This window comes from Kribbella amoyensis (assembly GCF_007828865.1).
Taxonomy (GTDB): Bacteria; Actinomycetota; Actinomycetes; order Propionibacteriales; family Kribbellaceae; genus Kribbella; species Kribbella amoyensis.
Genome location: NZ_VIVK01000001.1, coordinates 6454565 through 6472740, shown reverse-complemented (window position 1 = coordinate 6472740; position 18176 = coordinate 6454565). Strand labels below are relative to the sequence as shown.

The 18176-nt window shown below is 69.5% G+C and carries 17 protein-coding genes; 12 read left to right on the top strand and 5 right to left on the bottom strand.

The annotated features are described in order from the left end of the window. Window positions 1–179 precede the first annotated feature (179 nt). From FB561_RS30080 to FB561_RS30060, 5 genes are all read left to right on the top strand, one after another. Window positions 180–869, top strand: coding sequence for an MBL fold metallo-hydrolase (locus FB561_RS30080; protein ID WP_145812564.1), 690 nt, complete (start codon window positions 180–182; stop codon window positions 867–869). Beyond that, a complete protein-coding gene (hisS, locus tag FB561_RS30075; RefSeq protein ID WP_145812563.1) occupies window positions 866–2203 on the top strand; it encodes a histidine--tRNA ligase in 1338 nt (445 codons plus the stop codon). The genes FB561_RS30080 and hisS overlap by 4 nt, the downstream gene beginning before the upstream one ends. Continuing rightward, window positions 2200–4002, top strand: a complete 1803-nt coding sequence (gene aspS / locus FB561_RS30070; RefSeq protein ID WP_145812561.1) for an aspartate--tRNA ligase — start codon at window positions 2200–2202, stop codon at window positions 4000–4002. The genes hisS and aspS overlap by 4 nt, the downstream gene beginning before the upstream one ends. A gap of 123 nt (window positions 4003–4125) precedes the next feature. Continuing rightward, complete coding sequence (locus FB561_RS30065; RefSeq protein WP_145812560.1) at window positions 4126–5076, top strand: glycoside hydrolase family 19 protein; 951 nt, start codon at window positions 4126–4128, stop codon at window positions 5074–5076. Window positions 5077–5118: 42 nt separating this feature from the next. Then, window positions 5119–7581, top strand: coding sequence for an ATP-binding protein (locus FB561_RS30060; protein WP_145812559.1), 2463 nt, complete (start codon window positions 5119–5121; stop codon window positions 7579–7581). On the opposite strand, the gene FB561_RS30055 is transcribed toward FB561_RS30060, so the two are convergent. Then, a complete protein-coding gene (locus tag FB561_RS30055; RefSeq protein WP_170284811.1) occupies window positions 7568–8788 on the bottom strand; it encodes a sialidase family protein in 1221 nt (406 codons plus the stop codon). The two genes, FB561_RS30060 and FB561_RS30055, sit on opposite strands and share 14 nt — an antisense overlap. A gap of 391 nt (window positions 8789–9179) precedes the next feature. Here FB561_RS30055 and FB561_RS30050 point away from each other — a divergent pair, with 391 nt between their 5' ends. Further along, window positions 9180–10139, top strand: a complete 960-nt coding sequence (locus tag FB561_RS30050; protein WP_145812556.1) for a glycoside hydrolase family 19 protein — start codon at window positions 9180–9182, stop codon at window positions 10137–10139. A 13-nt stretch (window positions 10140–10152) separates the two neighbouring features. Here the strand turns inward: FB561_RS30050 and FB561_RS30045 are convergent, their stop codons facing one another. After that, window positions 10153–10863, bottom strand: coding sequence for a class I SAM-dependent methyltransferase (locus FB561_RS30045; protein ID WP_145812555.1), 711 nt, complete (start codon window positions 10861–10863; stop codon window positions 10153–10155). Between the two features lie 104 nt (window positions 10864–10967). Between FB561_RS30045 and FB561_RS30040 the strand changes: the two genes are divergently transcribed. The 5 genes from FB561_RS30040 to FB561_RS30020 all read left to right on the top strand — a co-directional run bounded on the left by FB561_RS30040 (window position 10968) and on the right by FB561_RS30020 (window position 15085). Beyond that, window positions 10968–11639: a GntR family transcriptional regulator gene (locus FB561_RS30040; protein ID WP_170284810.1), complete on the top strand. Its 672-nt coding sequence runs from the start codon at window positions 10968–10970 to the stop codon at window positions 11637–11639. Next, window positions 11636–12079, top strand: coding sequence for a helix-turn-helix transcriptional regulator (locus FB561_RS30035; RefSeq protein WP_145812552.1), 444 nt, complete (start codon window positions 11636–11638; stop codon window positions 12077–12079). Before FB561_RS30040 ends, FB561_RS30035 begins: the two co-directional genes overlap by 4 nt. 29 nt (window positions 12080–12108) lie before the next feature. Beyond that, entirely contained in the window at window positions 12109–12537 is a 429-nt protein-coding gene (locus FB561_RS30030) for a VOC family protein (protein WP_145812551.1), read from the top strand. 33 nt (window positions 12538–12570) lie between these two features. Then, complete coding sequence (locus FB561_RS30025) at window positions 12571–12924, top strand: GntR family transcriptional regulator (protein WP_145812549.1); 354 nt, start codon at window positions 12571–12573, stop codon at window positions 12922–12924. Between the two features lie 136 nt (window positions 12925–13060). Then, complete coding sequence (locus FB561_RS30020; protein ID WP_145812548.1) at window positions 13061–15085, top strand: GxGYxYP domain-containing protein; 2025 nt, start codon at window positions 13061–13063, stop codon at window positions 15083–15085. Between the two features lie 50 nt (window positions 15086–15135). On the opposite strand, the gene FB561_RS30015 is transcribed toward FB561_RS30020, so the two are convergent. Then, the gene (locus FB561_RS30015; protein WP_145812547.1) at window positions 15136–16356 is read right to left on the bottom strand and encodes a vanadium-dependent haloperoxidase; all 1221 of its coding nucleotides are present in this window, start codon (window positions 16354–16356) and stop codon (window positions 15136–15138) included. A gap of 321 nt (window positions 16357–16677) precedes the next feature. Here FB561_RS30015 and FB561_RS30010 point away from each other — a divergent pair, with 321 nt between their 5' ends. Continuing rightward, window positions 16678–17475 carry a GNAT family N-acetyltransferase gene (locus tag FB561_RS30010; RefSeq protein WP_145812546.1) on the top strand — a complete coding sequence of 266 codons (798 nt, stop codon included), beginning with the start codon at window positions 16678–16680 and terminating at the stop codon, window positions 17473–17475. On the opposite strand, the gene FB561_RS30005 is transcribed toward FB561_RS30010, so the two are convergent. Continuing rightward, the gene (locus FB561_RS30005) at window positions 17472–17681 is read right to left on the bottom strand and encodes a helix-turn-helix domain-containing protein (protein WP_145812544.1); all 210 of its coding nucleotides are present in this window, start codon (window positions 17679–17681) and stop codon (window positions 17472–17474) included. The genes FB561_RS30010 and FB561_RS30005 overlap by 4 nt on opposite strands. Beyond that, entirely contained in the window at window positions 17681–18139 is a 459-nt protein-coding gene (locus FB561_RS30000) for a DUF2975 domain-containing protein (RefSeq protein WP_238335128.1), read from the bottom strand. Before FB561_RS30000 ends, FB561_RS30005 begins: the two co-directional genes overlap by 1 nt. Window positions 18140–18176 lie beyond the last annotated feature (37 nt).

Below are 18176 nucleotides of genomic sequence, written 5' to 3'. Positions count from 1 at the left end.
GCCCGGGCGCGTCGGGACCTGTCCCGACGCTTATCCCTGAACAATCACAAACTCCCCGCCACTACGCAACGGGGTTCCATCACAATCAGGCTCAGATCCGCAAGCCCGAATCCGGTTCGTTCCCGCCCGGCGGCGACCGGTAGCCTTGGGTGGTCCCGATTCGTCCAGGAAGGTCTGTCGTGCTCATCGCCGGGTTCCCCGCGGGGTCGTGGGGTACGAACTGCTACGTCGTCGCCACCGGCCAGGGCGCGGAGTGCCTGGTGATCGATCCGGGCCAGGACGCGACCGCCGGCGTCGAGCAGGTGGTCCGGGAGAACAGGCTCAAGCCCGTCGCCGTCCTGCTCACGCACGGTCACATCGACCACATGTTCTCGGTTCTCCCGGTCTGCGGTACGTACGACAGCACCGCCTGGATCCACGCGGACGACCGGCACCTGCTGAGCGACCCGATGGCCGGGATCAGCCCCGAGTCCGCACGGATGCTGCTCGGCGGCGACCACAAGTTCGCCGAGCCCGACGACGTCGCGGAACTGACCGACGGGCAGAGCCTCGAGCTCGCCGGGCTGTCGTTCACCGTCGACCACACCCCGGGGCACACCCGTGGCTCGGTCACCTTCACCACGCCGTACGACGGGCCGGAGGACGTGCCCGCGCTGCTGTTCTCCGGTGACGTGTTGTTCGCCGGGTCGATCGGCCGGACGGATCTCCCCGGTGGGGACCATCCGGCGATGCTGCATACGTTGGCCACCAAGATCCTGCCGATGCGCGACGAGATCGTCGTGCTCCCGGGTCATGGTGGCCAGACCACGATCGGCCGGGAGAAGGCGACCAACCCCTACCTGCAGGACCTGGAGACATCGACATCGTGAGCAAGATCAACCCGATCAGCGGGTTCCCCGAGTTCCTCCCGTCGGACCGGATCGTCGAGCAGCACTTCCTCGACGTGATCCGGGAGACGTTCGAGCTGCACGGGTTCGCCTCGATCGAGACCCGCGCCGTGGAGCCGGTCGAGCGGCTGTCCAACCAGGGCGAGGACGCGGACAAGGAGATCTACGGGATCCGCCGGCTGGCCGCGACCGCCGACGACGACAGCGGCGCGAACCTCGGCCTGCACTTCGACCTGACCGTGCCGTTCGCGCGGTACGTGCTGGAGCACAGCGGCAAGCTGGCGTTCCCGTTCCGGCGCTACCAGATCCAGAAGGTGTGGCGCGGTGAACGCCCGCAGGAGGGCCGGTACCGCGAGTTCACCCAGGCCGACATCGACATCGTCGACAGCGGCGAGCTGCCGAACCACTACGAGGTCGAGCTGCCGCTGGTGATCGCGGACGCGCTGCGCAAGCTGCCGGTGCCGGAGTTCGTCATCAAGGTCAACAACCGCAAGATCCCCGAGGGGTTCTACCGGGGGCTCGGCCTGGACGACGTGACCACGGTGCTGCGGATCGTCGACAAGATCGACAAGATCGGCCCGGACAAGGTGGTCGAGCGGCTGGTCGAGGCCGGCGCCACCGACAAGCAGGCGAAGCTGGCCGTCCAGCTGGCCGACATCTCCAGCACGGACACGTCGTTCGTGGAGCAGGTCCGGGCGCTCGGGGTCGAGCACCCGACGCTGGACGAGGGCCTCGAGCAGCTCGGCGCCGTGATGGCCGCGGCCGCCGAGCACGCGCCCGGATTGCTGATGGCGGACCTGCGGATCGCGCGCGGCCTGGACTACTACACCGGCGCCGTGTACGAGATCTACCTGGTCGGCCAGGAGTCGTTCGGGTCCGTCGGCGGCGGTGGCCGGTACGACGCGCTGGCCAGCGATGGCAGGACGACGTACCCCGGGGTCGGGATCTCGATCGGCGTGTCCCGGTTGGTGCACCGGCTGATCAGCCTGGGCCTGCTCAAGGGCAGCCGCAGTACGCCGACCGCGGTGCTCATCGCGCTCACCGCCGAGGAGGACCGGGCCGAGGCGATGCGGACCGCGGCCGCGCTTCGGCAGCGGGGGATCCCGGTCGAGGTGGCCCCCGCCGCGGCGAAGTTCGGCAAGCAGATCAAGTTCGCGGACCGGCGCGGCATCCCGTTCGTGTGGTTCAGCACGGACAACGGTCCCGAGGTGAAGGACATCCGCAGCGGCGAGCAGGTTCCGGCCGACCCGGCCACCTGGACGCCGCCCGGCGAAGACGTACGACCCCAGATCGAAGCACTTGAGGAGAACTCGTGATCCGTACCCATCCCGCCGGCTCGCTGCGAGCCGAGCACACCGGGCAGACCGTCACGCTGGCGGGCTGGGTGGCGCGGCGGCGCGATCACGGCGGCGTGGCGTTCATCGACCTGCGGGACGCCAGCGGCACAGTCCAGGTCGTCATCCGGGACGAGGAGGTCGCGCACCCGCTGCGGGCCGAGTTCTGCCTGAAGATCGTCGGCGAGGTCGGCGCCCGCCCGGAGGGCAACGCGAACCCGAACCTGCCGACCGGCGAGATCGAGGTCACCGCGACCGAGGTCGAGGTACTGAACGAGGCCGCGCCGCTGCCGTTCCCGGTCGAGGAGCACCACGCGACGCCGGTGAACGAGGAGATCCGGCTCAAGTACCGGTACCTCGACCTGCGCCGGCAGGGCCCGGGCGCCGCGCTGCGGTTGCGCAGCGAGGTGAACAAGGCCGCCCGCGAGGTGCTCGGCCGGCACGACTTCGTCGAGATCGAGACGCCGACGCTGACCCGGTCCACGCCCGAGGGCGCCCGCGACTTCCTGGTCCCGGCCCGCCTGCAGCCCGGGTCCTGGTACGCCCTGCCGCAGTCGCCGCAGCTGTTCAAGCAGCTGCTGATGGTGGCCGGGATGGAGCGGTACTACCAGATCGCCCGCTGTTACCGGGACGAGGACTTCCGCGCCGACCGGCAGCCGGAGTTCACCCAGCTCGACATCGAGATGAGCTTCGTCGACCAGGACGACGTGATCGCGCTGGCCGAGGAGGTGCTGGCCGGGCTGTGGAAGCTGATCGGGTACGAGATCCAGACCCCGATCCCGCGGATGACCTACGCCGAGGCGATGGCCCGGTTCGGGACCGACAAGCCCGACCTGCGAATGGGCCTGGAACTGGTCGAGTGCACCGAGTACTTCAAGGACACCCCGTTCCGGGTCTTCCAGGCGCCGTACGTCGGTGCCGTGGTGATGCCGGGTGGGGCCGACCAGCCGCGCAAGCAGCTGGACGCGTGGCAGGACTGGGCCAAGCAGCGTGGCGCGAAGGGCCTGGCGTACGTGCTCGTCGGGCAGGACGGCGAGCTCGGTGGTCCGGTCGCGAAGAACCTGTCCGAACAAGAGCGCGCCGGGATCGCCGACCACGTCGGGGCGAAGCCGGGTGACTGCGTCTTCTTCGCGGCCGGTCCGGTCAAGTCGTCGCGGGCGTTGCTCGGGGCGGCCCGGCTGGAGATCGGCCGGCGCGCCGGTCTGATCGACGAGTCGGCCTGGTCGTTCCTGTGGGTCGTCGACGCGCCGCTGTTCGAGCCGGCCGACGACGCCACCGCGGCCGGTGACGTGGCCGTCGGGTCGGGTGCGTGGACCGCGGTGCACCACGCGTTCACCTCGCCGAAGCCGGAGTCGGTGGACACCTTCGACACCGATCCGGGCAACGCGCTGGCGTACGCGTACGACATCGTCTGCAACGGCAACGAGATCGGTGGCGGGTCGATCCGTATCCACCGCGAGGACGTGCAGAAGCGCGTGTTCAAGGTGATGGGCCTGACCGACGAGGAGGCGAGCGAGAAGTTCGGCTTCCTGCTCGAGGCGTTCAAGTTCGGCGCGCCGCCGCACGGCGGGATCGCGTTCGGCTGGGACCGGATCACCGCGCTGCTGTCCGGCAGCGAGTCGATCCGCGACGTGATCGCGTTCCCGAAGTCCGGCGGTGGGTTCGACCCGCTGACCGCGGCGCCGGCGGCGATCACCCCGGAGCAGCGCAAGGAGGCCGGCGTCGACGCGAAGCCGGAGCCGAAGGGCAAGCCGGACGCGAAGGCCGAAGCCCAGCAGTAGTTCGCGGGGCCCGTTGCGTACTTGAGCAACCGGGGCGAAGCAGTGCCACAGTGACGATGCCGTGACGATCTGGCGACAGATGGTCACGGCATCGCCCGTTCCTCCTCCGCCCCGGGAGACGACATGCTCCACCGCGTACTGCGCGCCGCCCTCGCGATCGCTCTGGCCGGGACCGCCGGCCTGATCGCCGCCACCCCGGCCCACGCCGCCACCTACCAGACCACCGCCAGCGCCCTCAACATCCGCTCCGACGCGTACCTGTCCGCGTCCGTCGTCAAGGTGTTGTCCGGTCCCACCCCGGTCGAGGTGGACTGCCAGAAGGCGGGCGACTCGGTCACCGTCGGCAGCCGGACCACGACCTGGTGGGCGCATCTGCCCGCCCACAACGGGTACGCGACCGTGGCGTACCTGAACACTCCCGAGACCAAGCTGCCCGGCGTCCCCGAGTGCACGGTGAACCCGGATCCGCCGATCGAGGACATCACGCTCGCCGACGTGCAGGCGATGTTCGGCAGCCGGATCGCGAACCCGTCCCTCGTCCAGACCGGGCTGCCGTCGCTGAACCAGGCGATGCGGGACGCCCAGATCAACACGCCACGACGGCAGGCCGCGTTCCTCGCGACGCTCGTGCACGAGTCGCGGCTGGAGTACAACATCCGCGAGATCGGCGACACCCGGAAGTACGGCGGTCGCGGGTACATCCAGCTCACCGGCGACTTCAACTACGGCCCGGCCGGCAAGTACTTCGGCATCGATCTGCTGAACAACCCGGACCTGGCAATGTCGTTGCAGTGGTCGGCGCCGATCGCGCGCTGGTACTGGACCGTTGCCCGCAACATCAATCCGTTCGCGGACCAGCTGAACATGGGCAAGGTGAACGCGGCGATCGGGTACCCGGCCGGCGCGGAGGACCAGCGGCGCTGTGATTCCTTCAAGAACGCGCTGCGCTACCTCACCGGCTCGGTCCCGTCCGGCATCGTCTGCACCCGGTCGAAGGCGTACTCCGGGGACACCAGCGAGCTCACCCGGGCCGAGTTCGACGCTCTTGGAAAGGCTCCCGGCACGGTCGGCTGACGCAGGTCGGGTGCGGGGACTCCGGCCGTTCTAGCCTAGGGCATGGCTGACCTCGCACCCGACGCCGGCGGCAGTCTGCGGTCACTGCGACTGCGGGCGATGCTGACGCAGGCGGAGCTCGCTTTCCAGGCAGGCGTCGGGATTCGCACGATCCGCGACATCGAGGCCGGAAGGGTGCGGCCGCAGCCGAGGACGTTACGCCTGCTCGTCGAGGCGTTGCGGCTTTCGGAGGCAGATCGGGCCCTGCTCACGGGGTCGTCGCGCCGGGACGCCGTGGTGCCTCGTGAGCTGCCGCGGGCGCTCGCCGGGTTCGCCGGCCGGGAACGGCATCTGGAGGAACTGCTCGCCGCGGTCGATGGCGGCGCCGCCGTCGTCGCGGTGCACGGCATGGCCGGAGTGGGGAAGACCTCGCTGGCGGTGTCGATCGGCCACGCCCTCGCTGCCAGGTATCCCGACGGCCAGCTGTTCTTGGATCTGCACGGATTCACCGCTTCCGTCGGACCCCGGGCGGGCCTTGATTCGCTGTTGACGCGGGCGTTGCGCAGTCTCGGTGTGGACGACCGGGACCTGCCGGTGGACGTGGACGAACTCGCGGTTCGCTACCGCAGCGTCCTCGCCGGGCGTCGGCTTCTTCTGGTGCTCGACGATGCGGAGAGCGCGGCGCAGGTGGAGGCGTTGTTGCCGGGGACATCGGACAGTCTGACGGTGGCGACGAGCCGGCACGACCTGTCGCCGCTCCCCGGGGCGTACTCGCTCCTGCTCGAACCACCGCCGCTGCGCGACGCCGTGGCGATGCTCACCGCCGCCGTCGACCGGATCACCGAGGAGGAGGCCGTCGCCGTCGCGGAGCGCTGCGGGCGACTTCCGCTGGCGATGGGCCTGGCCTCGGCCCGCTTGCGCAGCCGTCCACTCTGGCGGGTCGAGGATCTGCTGGCGCGACTCGACGACGAGGACTGGTTGCTGGACGAGCTCGACCTGGGTCACCGAGGCGTCTCAGCGGCGTTCCGTGCCTCGTACCTCGAACTCGACGGTTCGCACCGGCGCCTGCTGCGACGACTCGGCCTTGTTCCCGGTGACGACCTGGACGCCCGGACAGCGGCCGCCCTGTGCGAGGTGACCGAGGAGCGGGCCACGGCAATGATGGAATCCCTGGTGGACGTGCATCTCGCGGAGACCCGCTCGACGGGACGGTACCGGCTGCACGACCTGGTCCGCCTGTTCGCGACCAGGCTCGCGCGAGCCGAAGAGGCCGAAGCCGAAGTGGACAAGGTCTTTCGCCGCCTGCTCGGCGTCTTCCTGCACTACAGCTACAAGGCGGCAGTCCACGTGGCATCGCCGTCTCAGCGGCTGCTCACCGGGGAAGCGACCGCGCTCGACCTGGGGCTGCCCGGCTTCGCCGACCGGGAGAGCGCCGTTGCGTGGTTCCAGGCCGAACGCGACAACCTCGCGGCCACCGTCATCGCGGCGCACCAGGCCGGGCAGCTCGAATCAGCCTGGCTCCTGGCGACCGCTTTCAGCGCGTTCCGGATGCACGACCGCGACGGCGAGCAGCACCTCGTCATCAACCGAACGGCGCTGGACATCGCCCGCCGGCTCGGCGATGCGCGCAAGGAAGCCCACTCGCTGGCAGACCGGGGACGCCATCTCACCTTCGCGGGCCGGCGCGACGAGGCCATCGGATGCCTGAGCAGGGCCGCTACCCTCAAACAGCAGCTCGGCGACCTCGGTGGCGCGACGTTGGCGCTCAGGAACATCGGCATCCTGCACCGCCAGTCCGGACGATTCCAGGAAGCACTCGACGTCTATCGCACGGCGCTGGAGCTGGCCGAAGCCGCTTCCGACGGCACGGCCATCATGCACATCAGCGTGAACATGTTCGTCCCACTGCTCCGGCTCGGGCGCGCGGCGGACGCCGGACGATGCCTGGTGGAGGCCGAACGGCGACTGGATGCCGGCGACAGCTACACCATCAGCCGCATCGAGAACTTCCGAGGGACCTTTGCCCGTGAGCAGGGCGACCCGGTCACCGCCCTGTCGATCCACACCGCGTGCCTCGAGCGGTGCCGGCGCGAGGGGTTCCTGGGAGGGTTCACCCCGGTGCTCATCGAACTCGGCGAGGACCTCCTGCGCCTGGGGCGCGGCGCCGAGGCCGTCACCTACCTGAAGCAGGCCGTCGAGCACGCGGCGGAGCTGGCGTACGCCTCGCTCGAACGGTCGGCCAGGAACGACCTCGGTCGCGCGCTCACCGCCGCAGGCCGTGCTGAGGAGGCTGTTGGTCAGCACGAGCAGGCGGCGGCCTTCGCCCAGTCCCATCAGGACGCCTACGAACTCGCGCGGGCCCATCACGGTCTCGCCGACGCCTACGGCAGGCAGGGCGACGAAGCCGCCGAACGACGACACCTGCGCCACGCCGCCGAGGGGTACGCGGCCTGCGGCGTACCTCTCAGCGGCGTGATCACCGAGCGACTGGAGCGCGCCGCCGTGAGTCCGGTTAGGCGGGAATGATCCAGCTCGGGACGAACCGGCGGAGCACCACAGCACAGGGGGACTCGTAATTCAGCTCGTCCTGCGTCGGGTTGTCGGTCAGCACCCGGCGGGCCTCGACCAGGGCGAGGATGATGCCGCTACCGGTCGAGGTCAACGCCGAGTAGCCGCCTTCGCGGAGGTTTCCGGCCTGGTTTCCTTCGTGGGCCAGCGGGTCGACACTCAGCGGCTTCCGGTATGTCGCCCACGTTTCGCCGTTGTCGGCACTCGCGCGCAGCGTCATCGCATAGCGGTTGTCGAGCGTCTGGCTGGCGGAGTTGAGGTGGATCAGGAAGTGGGCGCCGTTGACCGTGTGCGAGATCTGCGCGCCGTGGCAGCCGGGGTCGATGATCTGCGCCCGCCAGTACTCCTCGCCGAACTGCTGCCAGTTGCCCGGATTTCCGATCGCGACGCGGCGGGTGTGGGGGTAGTCGCCTTCCTTGATCTCGTGGTTCAGGGCGCGGTAGTTCAGGATCAGCTGCCCGTCCGAGCGCTCCGCGACGGTGCCCTCGCCGTACGGCAGGTTGGCCAGTCCGTTGGGTAGGCGCTCACCGACCCAGTCGCCGCCCGGCTCCTTGATGATCAGGCGGCCGCGGGCCGGGATCACGAGGGTGCCGTCGGCGCGCTGGATCCCGTTGCCGGGTCCGATGAAGTCGTTGGTGGGGGTGCCGTCGTCGGATCGCCGGTTCAGGTCGTTGCGCACCACCGGGTCGGTCCAGGTGGCCCCGTTGTCGTCCGACGTCGCGATGTACACCTTGGGGTCCTTGTCGTGCAGTTCTCCGGGCTGCCGGCGCAGCATGAAGCAGTACAGCCGGCCCGTGGTCCGGTCGTGAACCAGGGTTTCGTTCCCCCAGCTGTAGAGGGTCGCTCCGGCAAGCCCGGTCGCGGTGCTCCAGGTCAGCCCGGAGTCGGTCGACCTGCGCATCAACAGGTTGAAGTTTCCGCTCGCGTCGGCGACGCCGTTCGGTCTGCCGCCCGCGACCGCCACGACGACGCTCGTCCCCGGGATCGCGAGGATCGCGCCCCCGCGGCAGGAGTGGTAGTTGCCGTTCCCGCTCGGCTTGGGAATGGCCGCGGCTCCCGCTCCGGCATCGCCGAAGAGCATCTTGCTCTCCATGCCGTCGGCATCGAGAGCGAACGCCCGCTGCGGGAACGCCACCCCCGAACCCGTGATCCCGACCGCAGCCACACCGGCTGCTCCACCCAAGAAAGTTCGACGCGACAGAGGCATGATCGATCCCTCACAGACCTCGTAGGAGATGCCGGACCGGAGCGATCCGGCAGGGTGGACGATGCCGTTCACGCGGCGCCGCCGAGATCAGTGTGGAGGCGGAAAGAGTGCGGTGCGAGGCGGGAGACCGGCGGAAGAGCGGCAGGAAATTCTGCCGCTCCACGGCCCGGAGTCCGGCGTCGTCCGTCCCCGGTCGAAGGGGTGGTCCGGGGACACCGGCGAGCTGACCCGGGCCGCATTCGACGCTCTTGGAAAGGCTCCCGGCACGGTCGGCTGACGCCTAGCGTGTGCCGGGGCAGGACGCCTCCTGCTCCGGCACCGCCCTCTCCACCCGCCCCCAGGAGATGCCATGCACCGACTTCGCCGTACCCTCACCGCCGTCCTGTCACTGGTCGGCCTCACCGCGGCCGGTCTGGTCGCCGCCGCACCCGCGCACGCCGCCGTGTTCCAGACCTACGGCACAGGCGTCAACGTCCGCGCCGACGCGTTCCTGTCCTCGGCCGTGGTGCGGACCCTGTCCGGCCCGACCTCGATCGACGTGGACTGCCAGAAGGAAGGCGACCTGGTCACCGTCTCCGGCGGATCCAGCCGCTGGTGGGCGCACGTCCCCGCGCTCGGCGGATACGTCACCGTCGCGTACGTCGCGATCCCGGAGGACAAGCTCCCCGGCGTCCCCGTCTGTGGCGGCGGCGATCCCGAACCGCCGACCGGCGACATCACCCTGGCCGACGTGCAGGCGATGTTCGGCAGCCGGATCGCGAACCCGGCATTGGTGGAGACCGGGTTGCCGTCGCTGAATCAGGCGATGCGCGATGCCCAGATCAACACCCCGTACCGGAAGGCCGCGTTCCTGGCCACGCTGGTTCACGAGTCGCGGCTGGAGTACAACATCCGCGAGATCGGCGACACCCGTCCGTACGGGGGTCGTGGGTATATCCAGCTGACCGGTGACTTCAACTACGGCCCGGCCGGGCAGTACTTCGGGATCGATCTGCTGGGGAACCCGGACCTGGCGATGTCGTTGCAGTGGTCGGCGCCGATCGCGCGGTGGTACTGGACCGTTGCCCGCAACATCAATCCGTTCGCGGACCAGCTGAACATGGGCAAGGTGAACGCGGCGATCGGGTACCCGGCCGGTGCCGAGGACCAGCGCCGGTGCGACTCGTTCGCGAACGCGATCCGGTACCTCACCGGCTCCGTCCCGGGCGGCATCGTCTGCACCCGGTCGAAGGCGTACGCCGGGGACACCTCGAAGCTGACCAGGGCACAGTTCGATGCCCTCGGCAAGGTCGGCGGCGGCCTCGGCTGACCGCTGGAGCTTCTTACCGAGGAGTCGCGCGGACCCAGGTCTTGTCGGGGCTGAGATGTTCGACGAAGCGGAGGCCGGCGGCTGCGAGATTGCCGGTCAGTTGTTGCTCGGTAAGGTTCTGGACGACGATGCGCTGGGACCAGGTCCGGTCGCCGAGGGTGTGGGTCATGGTCGCGGCGTCGCGGTCGCCGGAGAGGTGCTCGACCTCGTCGATGACCAGGCGGTGGTCGTCGCGTTCGAGGACACGGGGACGGGCGAACGACTCCCGGTCGTGCTGCTGGAGAATCACCGTGCCGCCCGGCCGGACGTGGTACGCGCAGGTCGTCAGCAAGGCATGCCGGGCTTCGTCGTCGGGGACGTTCACGAGGAACGACATCATCAGCACCACGTCGAACCGCCGGTCCAGCCGGAGCGCCTCGATCGTGGAGCAGACGGTCTCGGTCTCGGGGATCCGGGCGACCATGTCCGGGGACTCGTCGACGGCGACGATCCGGTGACCGAGGGCGAGCAGGGGACGGGTGATCCGGCCGGTGCCGCAGCCGAGTTCGAGGATGCTGCTGGCGGGTGGGATCGCGGCGTGGATCACCTGGTCCTCGCCGTGCGCGTCCGACTCGATGTAGAGCTCGACCGGGCTGCCGTCCGGGGTGATGGGGCCTGGACCGGTCCCGCTCTGGCCCGCGCTCTTGCGGATCGTGCCGGGTGCCGTCGGCTTGGATTCGACCATGCGGCCGAGCCTGGCCGACGCGGGCGGCAGCGTCCAGAGATTCGGGTGATTCCGAAACTTGCGTGCGCCTTGGCGGCAAGGTGTGCTCGTATACGATGTACGGGGTGACAGCGAATCACGTGCTGGTGGGGGACGGGCACCAGCCCTTGCGGGACGTGGTGGCCGCGGAACTGCGGCGGCTCATCCTCGACGGCACGCTGCGGCCGGGGGAGCGGCTGGTCGAGGACCGGCTCGCGCAACTCCTCGGCGTCTCCCGCAACCCGATCCGCGAGGCGATGCGGGTGCTCGAGGCGGAGGGATTCCTCGACGTCACGGCCCGGCGCGGTGCGTTCGTGGCGATTCTGTCGGCGCAACAGGCGGAGGACCTCTTCCACGTCCGGCTCGCGCTCGAACCACTCGGTGCCCGGCTGGCCGCGTCGGTCGAGGACCGCGACGAGACACTGGTCGCGCGGTGCTGGGCGATTCTCGAACTGGTGAAGGAGTCCGGACCCGAGCAGGACCTGGACACCTTGTCGAACCTGCACACCGAACTGCACTCGCTGATCTTCGAGATGACCAGGAACAGCTATCTCATCGCGATCGCGATCCCGATGGTCAAGCGCGGCCAATGGCTGTTGCGGCAGAGCGCGCCGTTGCAGAAGCCGGCCGCCTGGGCGCAACACGACGGCCTGATCACCGCCATCGAGGAAGGCGACGCCGACCTGGCCGAGGCGGCCGCGCGGCACCACGTACTCAGCGTGCGCCGCGGCCTGATGCCCCGGCTCCGCCCGGCATGAGCCGGAGCCCGGCCGACGTCCAGGTCCCGCTCGCCCTGCTGCCGCACCTGCGCCGCGCCCGAGACGTTGCCGACCGCAACTACGCGGAACCACTCGACCTGGCAGGGCTGGCGGAGGCGGCCGGAGTCTCGAAGTACCACTTCCTGCGGTGCTTCGCGGCGGCGTACGGCGAGACTCCGATGCAGTACGTCACTCGGCGCCGGATCGAGCGCGCGGCCGACCTGCTTCGTTCCACCAACCTGACCGTGACGGAGGTCTGCGCGATGGTCGGGTACGCGGGGCTCGGGACGTTCTCCCGGCGCTTCACCGAACTGGTCGGGGTCAGTCCCTCGGAGTACCAGCGGACCCAACTCGGGCCGCGGGTGCCGGGCTGCTTCCTGTTCATGCTCGGGCTGAACTCCGCAATTCCGGAGAAGCCGGCCGGGCCGCCGAGCCCGTAGCGTCTGGACCAAGCCACGAAGGAGGAACCGTGATCACCAACGTCAGCCTGGTCACCGTCTACGTGACGGACATCGACGCGTCGAAGGCCTTCTACACCGAGAAACTCGGGTTCAAGCTCGCGGAGGACATCACCGTCGGCCCGGACTTCCGCTGGTGCACGGTCTACCAGCCCGAGCACCCGGAGCTCCGGCTCGCGCTGATGCTGCCCGGGCCGCCGATGGACGAGGAGTCGGCCGGCGCGATCCGCCGGATCATGGCCAAGGGCACGATGCACGGAGTCGGCCTGGCCACCGACGACTGCCGCAAGACCTTCGACGAACTGGTCGCGAAGGGTGTCGAGTACATCCAGGAGCCGTCCGACCGCCCGTACGGCGTGGAGGCGGTACTGCGCGACAACGCCGGCAACTGGCTGGTCCTGGTCGAGCAGAAGCCGTATGCCGCGGAGGACTTCGCCTAGGCGGGTCCCGGGGGCGCCCTACAGTGTGGCGTGATGGACATCAACGTGGATCCGGCGGCCGCGCAGCCGCCGTACGAGCAGGTGGCGACGCAGATCGAGCAGCTGATCCGGAGTGGGGAGCTGGCCCGGGGGACGCGCTTGCCGACAGTGCGGCAACTGGCCGGTGAGCTCGGGCTCGCGGTCAACACGGTCGCTCGGACCTACAAGGAGCTCGAGGCCGAACGGCTGATCGAGACCCGCGGCCGGAACGGAACGTTCGTCCGCGCGGCCCGGAGCGAGACCGACGACGAGGCGACGCTGGCCGCCGCGGACGCCTTGGCCCGGGCGGCGCGGCGGGCGCACCTTTCGCTGGCCGAGGCGACCCGGATGTTGCACGACGCCTGGTGACCGGCCGGACCAGGCCGGACGGAAACGATTCCAGATTGCTCGCGGACAACGTTGTCTGAGCTATTTACACGGGGTGTGACCGGGATTAGCCTCACCGTCATTTGACAGCGATGTCAGCGACAGGGGAGTGGTCACGATGGTGTCGAGACGAACGTTCCTGGCGGGTTCCGGCGTGGTGGCGGCAGGTGGGATGGGCTGGTTCCAGACCACCGCGGCCGCTGCCTCCGGACAGGTGAGCAGTGCGGGCGCGGCCCCGGCCGGGCAGCGGTTGCTGCCGGCCTTCGAGCGGCCCCGGCGGTTGCACTACGGCGATGTGAGCAAGCTGAGCGGCGGCGACCAGACGCTGCTCACCACCCTGCAGGGTGTGGTGAACCGCACCCGGCCCGAGCTGTACTTCCTCTTCAACCCGGGCGGCCCGGACGGCCCCGACGCCCGGTGGCTGCGCAACACCGGCCTGCCGACGACCCGGTACGCCGATCCGCTCGAGCTGGTCGCGCGGTACAAGAGCCGGATCCGTGGGGCGATCGTCCACGACCCGGCGATCCCGGACTCGCTCAACGTCGCGACGACGCTGGCGGGCCTGGAGAACGCGGTGGTCGCGACCGCGGAGCAGGCGAGCGCGCACGGACTGCGGATCGTCAAGGACCTGCGTGGTGTCTTCGACGAGGACCGGGTCAAGACGTACCGCTGGCAGCTGGACAACCTGTTCCCGCGGTGTTCGCACAAGCTGCTGGCGGGTCTGCCGCCGACGATGGTGGTCCAGGCCGAGAACATCACCTGGACCGAGATCGCCCGCGAGACCCGGCAGATCCGGGACTCGTCGAACCGGGACACCTACACCCTCGACGTCTCGCCCGCGCTCGGTGCGGAGGACGTGTACGTCCGGTTCGCGGACTCGTTCCGCGACGACGGGTGGGGTGCGTCGGTCGCATCGGTCCTGGTGAAGGCGAACGGCGCCGAACTGGCGAACTTCAAGCCCGGGACGGCGGCCGAGGAGCCGTACCTGTTCGACGGGCTGAACTCGTCGATCGGCGGCGAGGGCAACCGGTTCAGCGATGGTGGCGGGTACTTCATCTACAAGTTCACGCCGCCGGCCGGGACCACCTCGCTGACCGTCACGGTGGAGATGTGGAACCAGTACGTGGTCAGCGTGACCGACACGGCCCCGACCCGGGTCGAGCCGTTCCCGTACTTCCGGGACTACGTGGTGGCGACCAAGTCCCTGGTCAGCTGGCTGCCGCCGAACGGGCCGACCGGCGAGCTTCTCACCGCCCACTTCGACGCGGTGCCCCCGACCACGCCGTACGCGGGCTGGTTCTCGAACGACGTCGCGGGTGAGTGGAGCGGGGTCGACCTGGCCGCGCAGGGCGGGTCCGAGGTGATCCCGGCCGACTTCTACATGAACGGCACGGTTCACTCCGGAGTGACGGCGCCGATCAGCGACAAGGTCCGCCGGTTCACGCCGGTGAAGCCGCAGAACAAGATCTACGTGACGCTGACTTTCGGCGAGGGCGACAACGTGCAGTACTGCCAGCGGCACATGCGGGACCTGTGGGACGACCCGCGCCGCGGTGAGGCGCCGGTGAACTGGACGGTGAGTCCGTTGCTCGCCGAGATCGGTCCGGGGATCCTCGGCCACTACCAGCGCACGGCGACGCCGAACGACCTGCTGATCTGCGGTCCGTCCGGTGCCGGGTACAGCTACCCGGGGGCGTGGCCGGCCGACCAGGTCGATCGGTACATGGAGTTGTCGGGCCGGTTCATGCGGCAGACCGGGATGGATCTGGTCTACGCGTACAACCACCGGGAGAACGACAAGTGGGTGCCGTTCTCGGAGGAGCTCGGCCGCTCGTACGCCGAGAACACCCCGTCGCGCGGCATCATCCAGTCCTGGGAAGGCGGGGACCTGCTGGTCCGCCGGGGCGGCCTGCCGATCATCGGCAACTTCTCCCCGCCCGGGAAGGCCGCCGAGTACAAGGCCGCGCTCGACGCCCACACGAAGGACTGGACGGGTGACGCGCCGGTCTTCATCGCCGGGGGAGTCAACGCCTGGTCGTGGACGCCGACCGACGTGGCCGAACTGGCGAAGCTGCTGACCGGGAACTACGTCCTGGTCCTCGGCAACGTCTTCTTCGACCTGCTCAACCGGACGCTGGACTGACCCCCGTGGTTCGGCGGGAGGTTTCCGCCTCCTCCCGCCGGACCAAGGGTTCATCGGAACAAGCGGTCCGCGTTCTGCAGTGCGTACGCAGCGACCTGCCGGCCGAGAGTGACCCCGGCGGTGTCGGCCGTTCGGGTGTGGATGCCGGACCAGACCCGGGCGTCGACGTTCTCCAGAGTCAGCTGGCGCCAGTTGCTGTAGGTGCGGGTCGCGCCGGGAGCCGACGGGCTGCCGATCGTGTACGGCTTGGCGGTGCGCGCGCCGACGAGTGTCGTCAGCACCTGCTCCGCCGCACCCGAGTAGGTGTTGTGGCCGCTCGGGTAATCCGGGTGCGCGGGCGTGTTGTGCAACGGCGACCAGTCGGCCGTACCGGCGGCCTGGATCGCGGTGACGGGGCGCCAGCGTAGGTACGCGTACTTCGTGTCCGACGTGGCGATCTGGGTGTCCACCGAAGCGACGTGGAACAACGCGACCAGCTTGGCCCGCTCGGACAACGGACGCCGGGCAGCCTCATCCACCGCCACCCGCAGCGGTGCGGTGTAGAGCACGTACGACGAACCGAGCCAGAAGGTGGCGGTGTCGGTCTGCGTCTGGGTCCGCGTCGTGCTGTTCGCGGCACCATCGGCCTTGACCTCGGCGAGGTCACGGTTGTACCGAGGCGAGCCGAGCTTCGGCGGCGGCGCGAGCCGGAACTGGTCCGGGCGCTGGAGGACGAACGGCTTTGCCAGCCGGTTCCCGTACTGCGTGGCCGGGCTGAAGGTTGGCGGGGTCGGACGCCAGATGCCCGGGTCGGCCGACGGCGGCGTGAAGGGCGCGTTCACCGAGGCGGGATCGAGGCCGTCGCCGGTCCGGGCCGCCAGCACCGTCCTCGCCTCGCGGCGACCTGCCGCGACTCCCGCAGTCTCGGCCGTACCGTCCGGGATCCGGGCCAGGGTCGCGGCGAGGGACTGGTCCAGCTCCGGCTTGCGCGCGGGGATCAGGGTGACGAGCGTTTCGTGGATCGCGCCGGACAACGCTGCGTCGCCGAACGCGGCGTCACTGTTCGGCGTACCGGTCAGGGCACGGGCGGCGGCCAGCCAGCCGATCGCCCAGGTGCGGTTGTTGGTGACCTGGGTCGGCGCACCGGCCGCGGTGATGGTGGCGGCGGTGACGTCGTACCACTCGAGGGCGACGTCGACCGGCGCCTGCTGGGTCTCCGCGACCGCGGGCGTACCGGCGACCGCGGAGACGATGAGGGCGGGTATGGCTGCCAGGGCAAGGGATTTGCGCATGACGAACTCCTGGGATGACAGGTGAGGGCAGCGCCGCACGCTCGGCGTACGGTGCTGTGAAAGGAAGGGAGTGAGGGGTGCGCGGGCTAACAGCCGGCGCTGCAGGTACGCATCAGGTCGACGTGGAGTCGACTCACCAACCGAACGGTCGCGTTCACTCCAGGATCATGGCACGTGACGAATGGCCGCGACCGCCTGTATTACTACCTGGACGGTAGACATTCAGCTGTTGTGCCCGGCGGGTAGGGCGACGGAGACGGTGAGCCGCATGCCATCTACCCCTCGAACGCTGTGAGCCGGTGGCCGGAGGACGATGTGGGGATGACGCCCGAGGAACTGCTCGACCTCTTCCATCGCCGGATCCGGCTGCCCGACGCGGACGCGATCCCGGGCTGGAAGCAGGAGCACGACGGTCCCGTCCACCGCTCGTACGCCGAGGGTCCCGGCGGGGGTGGGTTCGTCGAGGCGCCGCGCGGTCTTGGGACCGATCCGGATGCGGTGATCGCGTCGCAGATCGAGTTCTTTCGTCAACGGGGGCTGCCGTTCGAGTGGAAGACGTACGCGTACGACGAACCGGCGGACCTGGCCGATCGGCTGGTGCGGCACGGGTTCGTCGCGGGGGAGCCGGAGACGTTGATCCTCGGGGAGGTCGACGTGATCCTGCGCCGGCCGGTCGTGCTGCCGTCGAAGGTGGTGTTGCGCGACGTCTCGGAGGCGGGCGACTTTCATCGGATCGCGGTGCTGATGGACACCTTGTGGCACAACGGGCTGGAGCGGATCGAGGAGCAGCTGGCCGCCGAGGCGCGGATGTTCCCGGATCGGTTGATCGTGACGATGATCGAGGAGGCATTGAAGGGGCCCGACGGTCCCGCGTTGACGGCGGCCTGGATCCGGTTCCATCCGGGAACGGGGTTCGCCGGGTTGTGGGGCGGCGGGACGTTGCCGGAGTGGCGGCGGAAGGGGTTGTACTCCGCGATCCTGGTCCACCGCGCTCGGTTGGCGAAGGCGCGAGGGTACTCGTATCTGCGGGTGGACGCTTCCGAGGACTCGCGGCCGATCTTGGCGAAGCTGGGGCTGCATGCGGTGACGACGACTACGCCGTACACGCTGTTGGTCTAGCTGTCCTCGACCCATTCGAGGAGGTCGCCGGGTTGGCAGTCGAGGACGCGGCACATGGCTTCGAGGGTGCTGAAACGGACCGCCTTGGCCCGGCCGTTCTTCAGGACCGCGACGTTGGCCGGGGTCAGGCCGACCTTCTCGGCGAACTCGCCGACGCTCATCTTGCGTTTGGCGAGCTCGACGTCGATGCGTACGACGATCGGCATCAGATCACCGCTTGCATGTCGGTGTGCAGCGTCGTGGCCCGCCGCAGCAGTGCGCGCATCACGATCATCAGCAGCCCGAGGACGGTGACGCCGGTGAGGAGCAGGAAGAGCAGCAGTGGTCCGGCGGGATCCGATGCCTTGAACCCGACGAAGAGGAAGACACCGAGCAGGACCAGCCAGGCGGCCCCGATCGCCCAGACGATGCCGTTCACCCACTTCATCGCGGCGTCGGTGAAGATGCGGTCGTCCTTCACCAGGGTGAGCAGCTTCCAGGTGCAGACGATCACCACCTGGACGCACAGCACCCAGAACACCGTCACCGCGGTCGCCGGCCAGCGCAGGTACGCGTCCTCGGGCGACTCCTCGGCCAAGTGCGCGAACTGGCCCGGCAGCGACAGCGTCTGGAAGACGACGAGGACGCCGAACAGCACGACGAGGAAGACCCTGAGCGCGAACACGGCGCGATGTTCCGAAATCACCCATCGAGAATCGCTC